At 59.0% G+C, this 13,366-nt stretch carries 20 protein-coding genes and 1 pseudogene; 1 reads left to right on the forward strand and 20 read right to left on the reverse strand.

From position 1 onward, the window contains the following. Positions 1–203: 203 nt before the first annotated feature. From D3F01_RS13250 to D3F01_RS13280, 7 genes and pseudogenes are all read right to left on the reverse strand, one after another. Positions 204–578 (reverse strand): hypothetical protein, encoded by a 375-nt coding sequence (locus D3F01_RS13250; RefSeq protein ID WP_242889173.1) that lies wholly within the window; start codon positions 576–578, stop codon positions 204–206. Positions 579–715: 137 nt separating this feature from the next. Beyond that, the gene (locus D3F01_RS13255) at positions 716–1,681 is read right to left on the reverse strand and encodes a hypothetical protein (RefSeq protein ID WP_154266037.1); all 966 of its coding nucleotides are present in this window, start codon (positions 1,679–1,681) and stop codon (positions 716–718) included. Positions 1,682–1,693: 12 nt separating this feature from the next. Further along, complete coding sequence (locus D3F01_RS13260) at positions 1,694–3,229, reverse strand: relaxase/mobilization nuclease domain-containing protein (RefSeq protein ID WP_242889175.1); 1,536 nt, start codon at positions 3,227–3,229, stop codon at positions 1,694–1,696. Further along, positions 3,201–3,317: pseudogene (locus tag D3F01_RS13265) on the reverse strand (mobilization protein); the annotation flags it as partial. The pseudogene D3F01_RS13265 and the gene D3F01_RS13260, both read right to left, overlap by 29 nt. 43 nt (positions 3,318–3,360) lie before the next feature. Then, complete coding sequence (locus D3F01_RS13270; protein ID WP_242889177.1) at positions 3,361–4,407, reverse strand: IS30 family transposase; 1,047 nt, start codon at positions 4,405–4,407, stop codon at positions 3,361–3,363. Between the two features lie 58 nt (positions 4,408–4,465). Beyond that, positions 4,466–4,729: a helix-turn-helix transcriptional regulator gene (locus D3F01_RS13275; RefSeq protein ID WP_242889180.1), complete on the reverse strand. Its 264-nt coding sequence runs from the start codon at positions 4,727–4,729 to the stop codon at positions 4,466–4,468. Between the two features lie 381 nt (positions 4,730–5,110). Next, positions 5,111–5,347 carry a helix-turn-helix transcriptional regulator gene (locus tag D3F01_RS13280; RefSeq protein WP_118761633.1) on the reverse strand — a complete coding sequence of 79 codons (237 nt, stop codon included), beginning with the start codon at positions 5,345–5,347 and terminating at the stop codon, positions 5,111–5,113. 125 nt (positions 5,348–5,472) lie between these two features. Here D3F01_RS13280 and D3F01_RS13285 point away from each other — a divergent pair, with 125 nt between their 5' ends. Continuing rightward, positions 5,473–5,976 carry a DUF4236 domain-containing protein gene (locus tag D3F01_RS13285; RefSeq protein ID WP_242889181.1) on the forward strand — a complete coding sequence of 168 codons (504 nt, stop codon included), beginning with the start codon at positions 5,473–5,475 and terminating at the stop codon, positions 5,974–5,976. 66 nt (positions 5,977–6,042) lie between these two features. Here the strand turns inward: D3F01_RS13285 and D3F01_RS13290 are convergent, their stop codons facing one another. From D3F01_RS13290 to D3F01_RS13345, 13 genes are all read right to left on the reverse strand, one after another. Next, complete coding sequence (locus tag D3F01_RS13290) at positions 6,043–7,047, reverse strand: N-acetylmuramoyl-L-alanine amidase (RefSeq protein WP_242889183.1); 1,005 nt, start codon at positions 7,045–7,047, stop codon at positions 6,043–6,045. Positions 7,048–7,198: 151 nt separating this feature from the next. Next, positions 7,199–7,513: a phage holin, LLH family gene (locus tag D3F01_RS13295; RefSeq protein ID WP_008981399.1), complete on the reverse strand. Its 315-nt coding sequence runs from the start codon at positions 7,511–7,513 to the stop codon at positions 7,199–7,201. Beyond that, positions 7,510–7,818 carry a hypothetical protein gene (locus tag D3F01_RS13300; protein WP_020989838.1) on the reverse strand — a complete coding sequence of 103 codons (309 nt, stop codon included), beginning with the start codon at positions 7,816–7,818 and terminating at the stop codon, positions 7,510–7,512. Before D3F01_RS13300 ends, D3F01_RS13295 begins: the two co-directional genes overlap by 4 nt. Positions 7,819–7,831: 13 nt before the next feature. Next, a complete protein-coding gene (locus D3F01_RS13305) occupies positions 7,832–8,197 on the reverse strand; it encodes a serine/threonine protein kinase (RefSeq protein ID WP_227107496.1) in 366 nt (121 codons plus the stop codon). A gap of 57 nt (positions 8,198–8,254) precedes the next feature. Next, positions 8,255–8,446, reverse strand: coding sequence for a hypothetical protein (locus D3F01_RS13310; protein WP_242889185.1), 192 nt, complete (start codon positions 8,444–8,446; stop codon positions 8,255–8,257). Next, a complete protein-coding gene (locus D3F01_RS13315) occupies positions 8,443–8,607 on the reverse strand; it encodes a hypothetical protein (protein ID WP_242889188.1) in 165 nt (54 codons plus the stop codon). Before D3F01_RS13315 ends, D3F01_RS13310 begins: the two co-directional genes overlap by 4 nt. Beyond that, positions 8,604–8,774 (reverse strand): hypothetical protein, encoded by a 171-nt coding sequence (locus D3F01_RS13320; protein WP_242889190.1) that lies wholly within the window; start codon positions 8,772–8,774, stop codon positions 8,604–8,606. The genes D3F01_RS13315 and D3F01_RS13320 overlap by 4 nt, the downstream gene beginning before the upstream one ends. After that, positions 8,771–10,480 (reverse strand): DUF6273 domain-containing protein, encoded by a 1,710-nt coding sequence (locus D3F01_RS13325; protein ID WP_242889194.1) that lies wholly within the window; start codon positions 10,478–10,480, stop codon positions 8,771–8,773. The genes D3F01_RS13320 and D3F01_RS13325 overlap by 4 nt, the downstream gene beginning before the upstream one ends. Continuing rightward, a complete protein-coding gene (locus tag D3F01_RS13330) occupies positions 10,389–11,612 on the reverse strand; it encodes an RNA-directed DNA polymerase (RefSeq protein ID WP_242889196.1) in 1,224 nt (407 codons plus the stop codon). Before D3F01_RS13330 ends, D3F01_RS13325 begins: the two co-directional genes overlap by 92 nt. A 171-nt stretch (positions 11,613–11,783) precedes the next feature. After that, positions 11,784–11,912, reverse strand: a complete 129-nt coding sequence (locus D3F01_RS15985) for a hypothetical protein (RefSeq protein ID WP_255653996.1) — start codon at positions 11,910–11,912, stop codon at positions 11,784–11,786. 20 nt (positions 11,913–11,932) lie between these two features. Beyond that, positions 11,933–12,331 (reverse strand): hypothetical protein, encoded by a 399-nt coding sequence (locus D3F01_RS13335; RefSeq protein WP_008981408.1) that lies wholly within the window; start codon positions 12,329–12,331, stop codon positions 11,933–11,935. Positions 12,332–12,344: 13 nt separating this feature from the next. After that, on the reverse strand, positions 12,345–12,602 hold the full coding sequence (locus tag D3F01_RS13340) for a hypothetical protein (RefSeq protein WP_033121184.1): 258 nt from the start codon (positions 12,600–12,602) through the stop codon (positions 12,345–12,347). Beyond that, positions 12,602–13,351: a phage tail protein gene (locus D3F01_RS13345; RefSeq protein WP_242889198.1), complete on the reverse strand. Its 750-nt coding sequence runs from the start codon at positions 13,349–13,351 to the stop codon at positions 12,602–12,604. The genes D3F01_RS13340 and D3F01_RS13345 overlap by 1 nt, the downstream gene beginning before the upstream one ends. Positions 13,352–13,366: the final 15 nt, after the last annotated feature.

Genomic DNA, 13,366 nt, shown 5'->3' on the forward strand with positions numbered 1-13,366 from the left:
CCACTACACTTTGCAGACCACAGGGATGAAAGTGTCATAGTGGGTTATTACACTTCCGCAGAAGTGCCTTCTCCTCGCCGCAGACAGCCGGGTGTGCCTTTTGTGAGAGCTTTCTGTGCGGCGAATCTACATCGCCCACAGGCGATGTAAGCAGGGATTCCAAAGGGGCGCAGCACCCTTGGCACACGACTTTGGTACAAAGTCTAGTGTGTTACACCTTTCCAGAGGTGTATACGTTCCTGAAATGCAAAAAGCCCCATACCCAACACCTTAACGGTGCGGACATGGGACTTGATGCTTCCTCGGCCTAGCCGGGTACTCCGTAACCAATCCTGACAGGCAGTTGCCGTGTCATTTTTCGAAAACTGTTTTACGGATACCCAGCAAGCGGGAACTTCCTGTTTTTCTTTGCCAGAGATATGAGCCTGTTCCGCCTGCCACGCGGCAAACTCCCGCTGACCTTCCTCACTGTTCCAGCAGGCAAGGATGGCCGGGTAGAATGCCCGTGCCAGACGTTCGATGACTTCATCGGGATAGGGGGAAGTGTTTGTGGACTTTTTCTTTTTGTTCAAACGCACGCTCCTTTGATCGTCCCACCGCAGCAAAGCCGGGCAAGAAAATCAAAGTTCCATTTTTTATCAGGCGCAAGGGCGCGGATGCTTTCCGCCCTGCACTTGCGGCTGGTGGCTCATTGATGGCTTACAAGTGCCTGTCGTTATGCCGTTTTTTCTTCTTCAAGGGCTTCTGCAAGAGCCTTTTCCAGATAGGTTTCGATTTCAGTCAGGTAGTTAGCAGGCCTCTGCATTGCGAAGCGGAGAACCTTTTGCTTTTCCGGGTCAGTGAAATAGCTGGGATTGTTTTTGAGCGTTTTCTTCCATGAGTTTTTCATCATTTCGGTCGCACGGCTCAAGGATTTGTAAACCTTCATAAACTCGTCCGGTACATGATAGCACCGGAATTCTTCTGTTTGTGGTGTGGGCATGGGAACGGGTTCCGCTTTTTCAGGTTCAAATTCTGCGCTGGCAGATTCCAACACTTCCAATGCCTCTGGATGCAGGATTTGAGCAAGGACATCTGAACGATGCTCGACACTTGCCTGCACAAGCTTGGACATTTCTTCGTTGGTGAACTTCACTTCGCCGGAAAAGACTTTCTGCTTGATGCCGGGAGAGAGGTTGTCTGCGATGTCAATGCCTCGTGTATAGTGGCTGGCGCGGAGAACGGAGGCACGGCTGACACCGTTTTCCTCTGCGATCCGGTCGCAGGTTTTCTTCCCGGAGTGGTGGTTATCACCGTGATCACCACCACTTTTCTTTGCTAAAGTGTACTGATTGCCCCGAAAGATTTTTGCAGCTTTCTTCTCGGCTTCGTACTGCTTTCCAAGCAGATAGCGTTTCTGTTCGGGACTCAGGTTTCGCCGTCCCAACTGATTCCGGCAAATCCACGCAATGGCTTCTTCGCGGTTCTCAAATCGGAGCGGCATGGTGGAGAAATAAATCTCTGGGTGCTTTTGGAGGATTGCATAACGATTGTGTCCGTCAACAAGTGTGTTGTTCCACACGATCAAAGGAGAAATCAGCTTGCCCTCTTTCAGGATATTCTCTTCAAGCTGCTTAAATTCATCATTGGTCAGAGGAGGAATCTGGGACTGGAACTCCGGGTCGATTTTCAAGTTGATCATACGCACACTCCTTTATCTCTCCTGCTGCGCCGGTTCTTCCTCCCGGAAAAAGGACGCAACATTCTGCTTTGCGGTTTTCAGCTTGAGCAGTTCTTCTTTGGCTTCCTTGTACTGCTCGTAGAATTTTGCCTTTTCGGATGCCAGCTGCGCATACTCGGCTTCCAGCTTTTTCGGGCTGGGCAGCTTAGTGATATCGTTTGCCTTGAAATAGGCTGCTGCCGCCCGGTGGGCTGTCAGCTCTGCACGGTGCTGCTCCTCAAAGACTGCGGGTCGCTTGGCGGTCTTTAACTGCTGGGCAACATTCTTGGTGTTGGTGTAGGCTGCGACGTGATAGCGCAGCTCTTTGTTGGCTTTCATGCGACATTCGAGGTCTTTCACCACCGCCAGTGAGTCGTGATACTTGGTTTCCAGTTCGGCGATGCGCTGGTTCAAGGCGTCCTCGTCGGTCAAGCCCTTTTCCTGCAGAAGCTTCACGGTCTGTGCCATAACTTTGAGATTGTGTTTCGTGAGCCAACGCTTATAGCCAATGCCTTTGCCCTCGGTCATCCTCGACTGGATGTCGATCAGTTTCCCGATGGTATCCTGCTTGGACTGTACCTTGGGTTTGCGTTCGGCGTTTGCCTGCAATGTGGCAAGCACTGCCGTCTTATCGAACTTGTCCCCGAGATGTTTCGCGCGGATGAACTTCGTTCTGCCAGCAGGCAGATAACTTAGGCGTCCGCGACTTTCCTTGACGGCAATGCCGTGCTGCTGCATGAGCCTGTCGGAAAAATCTTCAAAGCTCGTGGCACGGTACAGCACTGAAGAAATCTGTTTCCGCAGGGTATCTTTTACGGTTTCAAACTTCTTCTGCTTGGGCGGCTGTCCGGTTGCGGCGAGGCCTGCGTTTTCACGGTCAAGTTTCAACTGGCCGCGCCTACGCGCCCAATACTCAGCTTCGCTGACACGCTCTTTCGAGCCGTTGAGCAGGTCGATCTGGTACAGTCCGGCACTTTCGCACAGTTCCATGACCTCGACACGGAGGTGCCGCATGGTCTGGGCGGTGCTGGAGTGCTTCATGCCCTCGCGCCAATCGCGGGGCTTCTGCATATAGGGCTTACGCTCCACTTCTCGTGTTCGGACGCTGCCGATCACGATGTGGACATGGATATTTCCCGAATGGTTGTGCCCATCCGGGTGAGTGCAGACGATGGCAGGATGACCGGGAAAGTTTTCTTTGCAGAAGTTCAGGCCGAGAGCCTGTGCTTTTTCCATGGTCAAGCCGTTGTCGGCTGCATCTCTGGGGTCAAAGCTGATGATATACTGGTGGCTTTTGATATCACCATGCTGGGTGTTCTTGCCATACTTGCGGTTTGCCAGCAGACAGGCCGTTGCAAACGAGAAATCGCCGCACTCAAGGGTGTCGAGCAGGTACGAATCCCGCAGCTTCGGCTTGCCCTGTTCATCCAGAAGTTGCTTTCCAGTGAACGCATCGTGCTGATAAACGAGATACGCTTCGATGGCGGTGTAGTCCGAGTTTTTAGAGGCGATATGCTTGAGCGTTGCCATACAGTTCACCCAGAACTTTCTCGGCGTGCAGCCGGAATGTAGTCAGGTCTGCAAGTTCGTCAAGGAGTTTCGCCCGGATCTGCTCGGTGGCCGTTTGTCAAGAGTAAATGCACAAAAAAGCAAAAATAATTTTATGAGGCCAGAATGAGGGCCATTTCCTCGCGGAAAAGCTGCTCGGAGCACAGATAACCGAACATTTTCCGCGGGTAGTTGTTGAGCCACGCCTCGATCCGCTTGGTTTCCTCGTCTGAGATTGTGCTGAGGTCGGTGCCCTTCGGAACGTGCCGCCGGATTAGGCCGTTTTGGTTTTCGTTGGATCCGCGCTCACTCGGCCGGTAGGGGTGGCAGTAGTAGACCTCGGTGCGGGCGCCCTTGCCGCTTGCGCTTCGCTCAATCCCGGCAGCGTCGGCAAACTCGCAGCCGTTGTCGCAGGTGATGGATCTGAATACCTTCGGGAACAGGTCGCCGTACTTGGCCTCGAGCCCGTCGATCGCAGCGACGACGCTGGCGGCCGTCTTGTCCGGCGACGGTATAATGAGCTCCCAGCGCGTTTTCCGCTCGGTCATCACGATGTAGGTGTTGCTGACGCCTTGGCAGCTTTCGACGCTGTCCATCTCCCAGTGTCCGAAGGTGCTGCGGTTGTTGATGTGCTCGGGCCGCTCCTCGATGCTCCGGCCCGCAGGCTTGCGCGGCATAGATCCGGCCGGGCGTTCCGGCTGGTGGCGCTTGCCGTGCTGCGGCAGCATGGAGACGGTCAGCTCGTCGCCGAAGATCTCGCCGCGGATGTAGTTGTAGGCGGTGCTCGCGCAGATGTGGGTCTTGAAGGGCCAGCCCTTAACCTCAGCCTCACCGATTGCAGCCTCCGGGCTGTACTTCTCGTCGCGGATCTTGGCGATCAGGTAGTCGGCCAGCTCGTAGTCGTTGCCGATCTTCAGCTCCGGGCCCTTTGCGCGGAGGTTGGCCTCATAGCGGGCCTGCGCTCCGTCCGGGTTGTATCTGGTCTCGGTGGTGTAGTCGCTGTTCAGGTGCTCATAGGTGCATCGCTTCAGCTCCCGGTAGATGGTCGTATGATGTACGCCGAGCTCCTTGGCAATGTCGGTCGGCTTCATTCCTGCGCGGATGAAGGCGTCGAGCTGGATGCGCTTGGTCGGCGTCAGATGGCTCCAGTGCTGTCCCATTGTGTTCCCCTCCGTGATAAAAGAAAAGGGGCGGCCCGCCGGCCGCCCCTTCTGTGTGTCAGTGTTCCTCGTACTTTTTCAGGAGCTCGAGCGTCTCCTCGTCCGTGATGATGTCGGCCAGCCTGCACTCCAGCGCGTTGCAGATCTTCAGCAGCGTCGGCAGCTTCGCGCCGTTGATGTCCCGGGCGCCTCGCTCGTACTGCTGGAGCACCTGCACCTTGATCCCGGCCAGTGCGGCGAGCTGAGACTGAGACAGGCCGGCCGCCTTGCGGAGCTTTTGCAGCCCCTCGTTTTTATAGGTCACTTTGATTGAGATGTCCATGTTGTTCCTCCCGCTTGACTTCGCCGTGGTTTCGTGGTTATAATAAAGAGGAACGGCGGGCGGGATTTTTCCCGCCGTCCTTCGACCTTACTGCTTGGGCTTTTGGTTCGGCTTTATCGTGATTGTGATGGTGGCAACCTGTTCACACTTTAGAGCCTGTTCCAGCAGCTCGAGCAGTTTTTTCATCTGCTCAGCATCCACGGCTTTGCCTCCTTTCCGCGGTTTTGTTCTCCTTTCTTTCTGTACTCGGCTATCCCTTGCCTGTGATTATATTATAGAGCATTTGCTCTATAATGTCAAGCATAATTCGGCAGATTTTCAACATTTTCCCGCGTTTTTTCACATAAAAAAGCCGCACGGCGTCGCTGCCGTGCGGTTTTCTCATTCTTTCCCGAGCAGGTGGTTGATCGTGGTGCCGAGGGCGGTCGCCAGATAGTCCAGCTCGTAGTCAGCGACGACTCTGCTGCCGTTTTCGATCCGGCTGATGACCTTCTGCGTGACGTCCAGCCCGATGATCTGTAGCTTATAGGCGAGCTGCTCCTGTGATAGGCCAGCCCGCAGCCGTTCCTCTTTGACTCGCTCCCCGGAGATGTTGCACCTGCCGTCTGGTTTGTAGATTTTCGACGCCCTCGCCTCCTTTTATCCTAAAGATGACTATGCAATATTGACTTTACCAGTTTTGGCGTGGTAATATTATGCCAAAGATGACTAAACGCTAAAAAACGCAAACAGGAGGTAACGGCATGGGTACACGGTTCAGACGTAGTTTCAAAATTGCCCCGGGTGTCCGGGTAAACCTTAACAAGAAAAGCGCGAGCGTCAGCTTCGGCCCGAAGGGCCTGAAGCACACGATCAGCACGACGGGAAAAAGTCACACGACCGTCGGGATCCCCGGGACGGGCTTGTCTTATACGACGAGCTCCGGCGGGAAGTCCGGCGCGCAGCAGGGCGCGGTCAGCATCCCCACAGCGCAGCGGCCGACGTCCCCGAAAAATAAGACGGTGGCGCTGCTGCTGTGCATCTTCCTCGGCTTCTTCGGTGTCCATCGGTTCTATGTTGGGAAAACCGGCACGGGCGTCATCTGGCTGCTGACGGCCGGGGCCTGCGGGATCGGCTGGCTGGTCGATATTTTCACCATCCTGCTCGGTGGTTTCTATGACTCCGAGGGCCGTGTGCTGCGGTTCCATCCAACAGAGGCCGAGCTCGCCGCTGCTGGTGAAGCGCCGGATCCTGACGCCGAGGAGTAAAGCCTCGCATAACAGAAAAAAGCCCGCCCGGGATCTCCGGGCGGGTTTCTGCTTTTCTATGCGGTTTTAGAGTTTCGTGACGTAGTCCAGAGAGATCCAGCCCGCGCCGCTCTTGAGCTTGCCCCACTTGGTCGCGCCGGGGCCTGCGGCTTCGGCGACGATGGTGTAGATGCCCTTGCCCTTGATCTGGCCGGCGACGCCGTAGTTGGTGCCGGGGCCCTTGCGGATGTTCAGCACGTCGGCCGTCGTCCGCACGCGGTAGCTCGTGGCCGTGCCGGCGCTGCCGGTCGAGATGTCCGCAGCGTTTACCCAGCCGTAAACGGTGGAGCCGCCGCCGCTGATTGCCTTCAGGTGGTACGGGTGCGCCTTGCCGGCCGCGACGGCCGTGATGGTGGCCTTGCCGGGCTTGCAGGTCTTGGCGTCCTTGGCAGCCGCGCTGGTGTAGTGCTGTGTGCCCTTGAAGTTGACCACGTCGCCGACCTTCAGGCCGGTCTCGGTGTTGCCGGAGGTCTGGCCGCCGGTGCTGCCGCCTGCGTCCGTGATGCCGAGGCGCTTGTTTACCTCGGCCGCGATCTGGCCGTGGCGGTTGTAGAGGTAGTCGCCCGGGCAGCTCTTATTCGCGTAGTCCCTGTGCACGGTCATGTTGCAGCCGTTCAGGTGGTTCACGCGGTCGTTTTTGCTGGTCGACCAGACGAGGCGCTTGATGCCGTTGCGCTTGCAGATGTCGGTCACGAGATCCAGCAGCGCGGCGTATGCCTTCGCGGAGACGGGCCAGTCAGGCGCGCCGCCGTTGTTGGCGACTTCGATGGTGACGGCCCGCTGGTCGTTGGCGTTGGACGAGGTGCACCACGAGCGGTTTGCCTCGTCGACGTACAGGGCGATCCGGCCGTCGGTGCCGATGCCGTAGTTGCTGGACGCCTGCCGCGCAGAGTTGGCGAACAGGTTGCCGCAGGTCTCGACGGAGCAGTTGCCCGCCATGCAGTGAATAGTGATGGTGTCGATCTTCTTGGTGCGCTTGCCCGAGTGGTTCGGGCTGAGCTTGGTGTAGACCACCAGAGGGCTGTTACTCATTGTTGTCTCCTTTCCCGCCGGTCAGCTCGTCGAGAGTCTCGTCTGTGATGGTCTCGCCGGGTTTCAGCTTGATGTCGTCGGTGTTCTGGTTTTTCATGGGTTTACCTCCTTTACAAGCAAGAAAAGGGCGGGCCGGAGCCCGCCCTCTCCGTTATTCGATGGTCAGGCCCTCAGTGTTGAGCTGCTTGACGATTGCCTCGATCGCGTTGACGACGCTTTCCTCGTCGACCTTGAAGCCCTTCTGCTTCAGGAAGTCGAGGACGTACTGCTTCTTCTCCTCGCCGCGGCCCTGTCCGACGTAGAGCTGCTCAGCGGCAGCGACGCCGATCTTTACCCACGCGGTCAGCTCCTTGCGCTGTGCCTCGGTGGTCTGCTTCTTCAGCCACGGGATCAGGAAAACGCTGACGCCGGCGCCGATCAGGGCGAGGGCTGCGTTGACGATGGGTGTGATGTCGATGGTGTTCATCCTTTTGCCTCCTCATTGTTGAGAGTGTCCCCGGACGGATCCGGGAGCGGGTTGCCGTCGGCGTCGAGCCCGTGGCGGTTTCGGCTGATTTTCTCGCCGAGGCTCTTGCCGGCGTATGTGATTAGATAGCCGACGCAGGCGGTGAAGATGGTGCCGGTCAGCTCACCGACCGGGTCGCGCCCGAAGGCAGAGAGCAGCAGAGAGCTGGCTGCGCTGAGCGTTGCCACGCTGGCCGCCCAGTATGCGAGCTTTTTGCTCGCCTCGATTTTCTTTTTACGCTTGCGCCGGCGCTTCTTTGCGGCCATGCTGCTCACCTCCTTAGTCGATGATCGCGTGGATCCCCTGACTGGTGAGGAAGTCCTTCTGCGCGTGTTTGATTTTGGCAGCGTAGTCGAGGGCCGCGTGCATATCCCCGTTACAATGCGCGTCAGGGATGCGCTGCACGGCCCGGGCCGTCGCCTCGCCGAGAGCGATGGCTGCCGACGTGCCCTGAATGGTGATGATCTGGAGATCTTCACGGGCACGCTCTCGGGCCGCTGCCTCTTTCTGCCGTTTGGCCTCCTCGGCCTCCTTTTGCTTCTCGCGCTTCTGGATCCTGTGCTCGAGCATCCAGAAGCAGAAGCCGGTCGCGGCCGTCGGGATCCCCAGTAGGACGACGAGCGCGCCGATGTTGATTTCGATCATTGTGTCACCTCATAAAAGCCGGAGGGCCGCAGGACGCGGCCCTCCTTGTTGTTGGGCTTACTCCTCGACGTCGTCGAAGTAGCCCATGTCGACGAGATACTTGTGCACGCGGGCCTTCAGCTTCGCGGGGACGTTGTCCTCGGTGATGCGGCCCATGATGATCTCGCCTGCATACAGACGTACCAGCATTTCACGCTCCTCCTTTCCTGCAATTTTTAATAATAGCCACGCGATGGCCCGGGCGATCATTCGGTCGCCCCTTCCTTCGCGGTGCCAGCGTTTGCGGCTGCCTCGATGGCAGCGATGGCGTCCTCGACCTGCTTGCGCAGCTTCTTCGGGACGTCGTTGATGGTCATGGTGGAGCCTTCGCGGGTCAGCTCCCTGACGTACAGCTCGACGATCTTGCTCATGCTGTTACCTCCCCTCCGTCGCCGTAGACCACGTCGGCCAGCTCCATGATGCAGCCCTTCAGCAGCTCGATGGTGTCAGCCTGTTCGGCGATGGTCTTGTCCTTCTCGGCCTCTGCGGCCTGTTTGTCGTTCAGCTCTTGGATGCTGTCAGGTCTGTGCTTAATCATGCAAAGTTACCTCCGATCGACTGAATGTAGCAGGTCTCCGTAGCAGAGCCTCGGAGCAGCTTGGCCTTGACCTTGACGCCCCACGCTGCGGCCGTCTTGGTCTTGTTTGTGAAGTAGTGCTTCTGGCCGGTTCTGACCTTCTGCGTGATGTCCTCCCACGTCGGGATCGCGTCGTTGCCGTTGTTGCAGATCCAGACCTGAAGCGTGCAGCCGGCCGGGAAATTACCCTGAATGTTGACGAGGGCCTTGGTCGGCATGGCGTCGGCCTCCATAGCGAGGGTCTGCTCGAACTCGACGGACGTGACGGCCTTGGTGAAGGTCAGCGTGCGGGTGACGCTGGCGTCCTTGGCGTCGGTCGCCACAATCTTCAGGGTGTGGCTGCCGTTCACGACCTTTAGCCACGCCTCGGAGCCGATCGTCAGCGTGTTGGTCTGGCCGAGGGTCACGGTGTAGCTGCGCAGCGTCACGCCGTCCAGCGTCTCGACGACGTCGACCTGATGGCCGTCGGCGTCGGTGACGGTGTACTCGTAGGACGGGGCCGCCGTGCTGAAGCTGCCGAGGGCGCCGTCCGTGCCGCTGATGACGGGCGGCCGGTTATTGGTGACGGTGCGGGTGACGCTGGTGGTGTATGCGCTCTCCGCGCCGGCGGCGTCGTATGCCTTGACGCGGTACTGCACGCTCGTCCATCCGTAGGTGATGGCGTCGGTGTAGCTGCGCGAGGAGCCCTTGTAGATCTGTGCCCATGTGCCGCTCCCGACCTTGCGCTCCAGAACGTAGCCGGAGAGGTTGCCGTCGGGGTCGGTGGAGGCCGCCCACGAGATGTTCAGGTTCTCGCCGCCGAGCACTTCGCTCGGGACAGTGATGGACGACGGCGCTGTGGGTGCCTGATTGTAGATCACTGTATAGCATCCATCCGAGTCGACGGAGTCGGAGATCAGGAGATCAGAGGACAGATTACAAGCGGGGCGCAGGCCGTGGAGACCGTGGAAGGCGTTGAGCCAGTACAGAGTGCCATCGGTGAGGACGTAGCGGGCGTCGCAGGCCGAACCGGCATAGGCGTCCCGCAGCCAGTAGTACCACGCGGCACCAGAGCCCGGGTTGCTGGAATAGTTGGAATTGGCGACGCAGGAGGCCGTCACGGTGGCGATGCGGCTGTTGTTGTCGCTGAAGATCGCCAGCTTGCTGCCGCAGACGTGGTCGCCGCTCAGGCCGACCTCCGTGCAGGACAGGGGGAAGATCTTGTCCGTGCAGGTCTCCGTCCCGCCGCCGTCTGTGGAGCTCTTGCCGACCGTGATGGTGGTGTTCAGCAGAGCTGCCCGCTCGTTGGCGGTGAAGGCGTTCAGAAAACCGGCGAGGCCACTGTACGGGTTGACGCCGTTCCAGACGTGGGAGGAGTCCGGCGTCTGGTCTGCGGAGTGCTGTGCGGTGTACCACTGGCCGGCAGCCGCGGGGCTGTTGAGCCACTGGCGCAGGTTCGAGTAGATGTAGCGGTTGTTGCCGTAGCTGCGGCGGTCGCTGTTGCCGTTACTCGGTTCTGTCGCGTCGAAGCACAGCATCTTGATGATCTGGTTGGTCACGAGCGTGACGCTGTTGGAGGGGTAGCCTGCGTGGTTCTTATCGGTCACGATCCAGATGATCGGGCTGCCGTACAGGCTGCCGAACTTGACCTTCGACTTGTTTGCAAGGTTGCTCAGTTTTTGGGCCATGAGTTGTGTCTCCTTTCGGTGATGGTTTGAGCTCCGGGAAATAGCTGAAGAAATAGGCGTCCATGTTCTGCCGCAGGTGGTAGGTGTTGCCGTGTGAGATGTGGCCCGTCCAGCTCGCGTAGGATTGCACGACGCTGTCGAGTGTCATCTTGCCGGAGTCCACCAGTCCGCGAAACTTGCGGATCTTGCGCTTCATGTTGTCGATGCTCTTGGCTCGCACTTTTCTCACGACCTTGCCGGTCTGTGTGAGGTATGTGTGAAAACCGAGGAAGTCGATGCCGTTCTTCAGCGGGAGGATCTGCGTCTTGCCGTTCAGCCGAAGGCCGAGCGGCTTGATGTACGCCTCGATCTCCTTGAGTATCTGCCGGAGCAGCAGCTTGTCGCTGTGGATGATGTAGAAGTCGTCCATGTACCTGCCATATACGAGGCCACGGTCATCCCTCAGCCAGTGGTCGAAGGCGTCCAGATAGAGCAGCGCGAGCAGTTGGCTCGACTGGTTGCCGATCGGGATGCCGGGGTCTGGCGTGCTGTCGATTATGAGCCACAGCAGCCACTCAGCGAAGTCGATCAGCTCGGGATCCTTCAGCCACTTCAGGGCCCGGCGGGCCGTTTCGTAACAGTAGGAATGGAGCAGGGTGTAAAAGAACTTTGAAAAATCGCCCTTCAGTACCCAGCCGTCGGCGTAGTCCCACTCGTTCATCGGCCGGGGCGGCAGGCCGGCAGCCTTGCGGGCTGCTTCGTCTGCTGCCTTTCGGCTGAAGAAATAGTGGCGCATGGCCGCAGACAGACGGTCGAGGCCGTCGTGGGTGCCTTTGCCGATCTGGCCGGCGTAGTTGTCCCGGATGAAGCGCCGGGAGAACGCCGGCTCGAGGACGTTGTCGCAGAGCGAGTGCTGGACGACTTTGCCCTCGAAGTCGATGGCGAGGACGAGCCGCTCCTTGGGCTCGTACACCTTGAAGGGGTAGTAGGGCCCGAAGGAATAGTCGCGCCGCTGGAGCCTCTCAGAGAGGGCGACGGTGCGCTCGATGGCCTCCATGCGGTAGCGCATGGCGGTCGGGTTGTCGCGCTTTCCGCAGCGGGTTTTGCGGTATGCTTTGTAGAGCGCGATGGTGCTGTTTACGATATTCTCCATTGAAAAGTCTCCCCGCCGTGTATAGCTCCGGCCACGCTTTGCGTGCGCCGCCGGGGGCATCGGCGGTCTTGTGTTTACCCATGACCGGGCCGGTCAGACGGCCGCGGCTGCGGGAGGGATATGCCTTCCTTGGATGATGGGGCACAGTGTTCGCCGTCCGTCTCCGGGCGGTTAATAAGTCGGGCGATCCATCGAAGCGGGGCGCAGGCCGTTGTTACCGTTGTAGGCGTTGTTCCTGTTCAGAGTGCCATCGGTGTTGACGTTGCGGGCGTTGTTGGCCGAGCCGGCACGAAAAAACAAGGCATACCCCGAGGGCCGCCTCACTGGTGACGCTTCTGTGCGTCCAGCTTGGCGGCCCTCTCTTTATCGGTTTTGTACCATTTGGCGGTCTGGTTCTTCACGCCGGCCGCCATCTTCGCCCAGTATGCAAAGGCGTCATCGCTGAAGCCGCTGAGGATCTCATGCGCGAGCTCGATGTGGTGGATCAGCTTTCGGCAGTTGCGAAGCGCCGACCGCTGCGCGCGATACCTGAGCTCACGCTCCTCGGGATCCGTCAGGAGCAGATCGTTGGCCTCCATCAGATCGGCGACGAGGTCGCTGGCCTCGTTCATCATCCTCTGCGCCAGACCGAGCCGCTCCTTCTTCGGGAAAACGGCCGGGTTTCTGGTCTTGATGTAGGTGTGTTTCTCGAGCTCTTTGGCGTCCGTGATGACCTGCATCTCGGGCAGTTTGTCACGGCCGAAGGGCGGGCGGCCTACATTGGCCCGCTCGTATGGCCGCGAGTGTCCGTTGCTTGCCGTAGTATCTCACCTCCTCGCCTTTGATTGTGACGCGGGCGCTGCTGCCGTCGTAGGTTTTGCCCTGAATGACGATGACGCCGTCCTCCCGCTTGCAGCAGGAGCAGGGCAGGGCCAGCTCGACGAACAGGTGCGCGATGATGCAGGAGGCTTCGGCTGGTGGGATCGGGGTGTAGTTGTAGCAGTTTCCCATCAGCACTCGAGCCTTTGAAGCGAAGCGTTCCAGACGCCAGACTTCAGCGTGATGCCTGTTAAGTCTGCGAATGTGATCTGGAACGGGTTGCTTGTGATGTCGCTGAAAACGGCGTCCCACAGCGTTGCGATCTTGCTGGTGTTCTGGCCGACCGCGTTGCTCAGGTCGTTGGCCGATGCCTCGGCAGCCTGCGCGATTGTGATGGCCTGCCGGGCGAGTGCCAGAGCCTCCTCGGCCGTAGCCTGCGCGCCGAGGGCGATGGCCTTGTAGGTCTCGTAGTCCTCTTTGGTGGCGTAGGCGTCGGCGGGGATGTAGGCGGTCACATTGGTGGCCGTGCCGATCGCGGTGACGATGTCGATGGTTTTCTCGACGATGGTGGCGCCGCCGGAGGGCGGGATCCACTCGGCCAGATCGCCGCAGTTGCCGTAGCAGTACAGCACCTCGCCGACCTCGGGATCGGGATCTTCGGCATAAAGGCCGAGCTCGCGGTAGTAGAAGCCCTCGGTCTCGTCGCCGTTGGTGAAGATGCCGCCGACGGCCACGGTGCCGTCGCCGTTGATCTTCAGCTTCGTGATGTCGACGGTCGCCTTCGGGCTGACCACGCCGGTGAGGGTGCGGGGCGTCTGGCCCTCCTCGAGGTAGCCATCGCCGAGGACGATCTTGGTGTAGTTGATCTTCTGGCCGGCCACGCCCTTCGCCAGAACGATCAGGCCGGCGGTGGTGATGTCGTTGTTGATAAATGCAGCCATGTCTATCTCCTTTCC

This window comes from Faecalibacterium sp. BCRC 81149 (genome assembly GCF_022750605.1).
Lineage (GTDB): Bacteria > Bacillota > Clostridia > Oscillospirales > Ruminococcaceae > Faecalibacterium > Faecalibacterium duncaniae.

Coding starts and splice junctions, on each gene's coding strand:
- D3F01_RS13255 (WP_154266037.1), bottom strand. CDS start 1,681: ATGATCAACTTGAAAATCGACCCGGAGTTCCAGTCCCAGATTCCTCCT.
- D3F01_RS13260 (WP_242889175.1), bottom strand. CDS start 3,229: ATGGCAACGCTCAAGCATATCGCCTCTAAAAACTCGGACTACACCGCC.
- D3F01_RS13270 (WP_242889177.1), bottom strand. CDS start 4,407: ATGGGACAGCACTGGAGCCATCTGACGCCGACCAAGCGCATCCAGCTC.
- D3F01_RS13275 (WP_242889180.1), bottom strand. CDS start 4,729: ATGGACATCTCAATCAAAGTGACCTATAAAAACGAGGGGCTGCAAAAG.
- D3F01_RS13285 (WP_242889181.1), top strand. CDS start 5,473: ATGGGTACACGGTTCAGACGTAGTTTCAAAATTGCCCCGGGTGTCCGG.
- D3F01_RS13290 (WP_242889183.1), bottom strand. CDS start 7,047: ATGAGTAACAGCCCTCTGGTGGTCTACACCAAGCTCAGCCCGAACCAC.
- D3F01_RS13295 (WP_008981399.1), bottom strand. CDS start 7,513: ATGAACACCATCGACATCACACCCATCGTCAACGCAGCCCTCGCCCTG.
- D3F01_RS13300 (WP_020989838.1), bottom strand. CDS start 7,818: ATGGCCGCAAAGAAGCGCCGGCGCAAGCGTAAAAAGAAAATCGAGGCG.
- D3F01_RS13305 (WP_227107496.1), bottom strand. CDS start 8,197: ATGATCGAAATCAACATCGGCGCGCTCGTCGTCCTACTGGGGATCCCG.
- D3F01_RS13310 (WP_242889185.1), bottom strand. CDS start 8,446: ATGATCGCCCGGGCCATCGCGTGGCTATTATTAAAAATTGCAGGAAAG.
- D3F01_RS13315 (WP_242889188.1), bottom strand. CDS start 8,607: ATGAGCAAGATCGTCGAGCTGTACGTCAGGGAGCTGACCCGCGAAGGC.
- D3F01_RS13320 (WP_242889190.1), bottom strand. CDS start 8,774: ATGATTAAGCACAGACCTGACAGCATCCAAGAGCTGAACGACAAACAG.
- D3F01_RS13325 (WP_242889194.1), bottom strand. CDS start 10,480: ATGGCCCAAAAACTGAGCAACCTTGCAAACAAGTCGAAGGTCAAGTTC.
- D3F01_RS13330 (WP_242889196.1), bottom strand. CDS start 11,612: ATGGAGAATATCGTAAACAGCACCATCGCGCTCTACAAAGCATACCGC.
- D3F01_RS13335 (WP_008981408.1), bottom strand. CDS start 12,331: ATGCAGGTCATCACGGACGCCAAAGAGCTCGAGAAACACACCTACATC.
- D3F01_RS13340 (WP_033121184.1), bottom strand. CDS start 12,602: ATGGGAAACTGCTACAACTACACCCCGATCCCACCAGCCGAAGCCTCC.
- D3F01_RS13345 (WP_242889198.1), bottom strand. CDS start 13,351: ATGGCTGCATTTATCAACAACGACATCACCACCGCCGGCCTGATCGTT.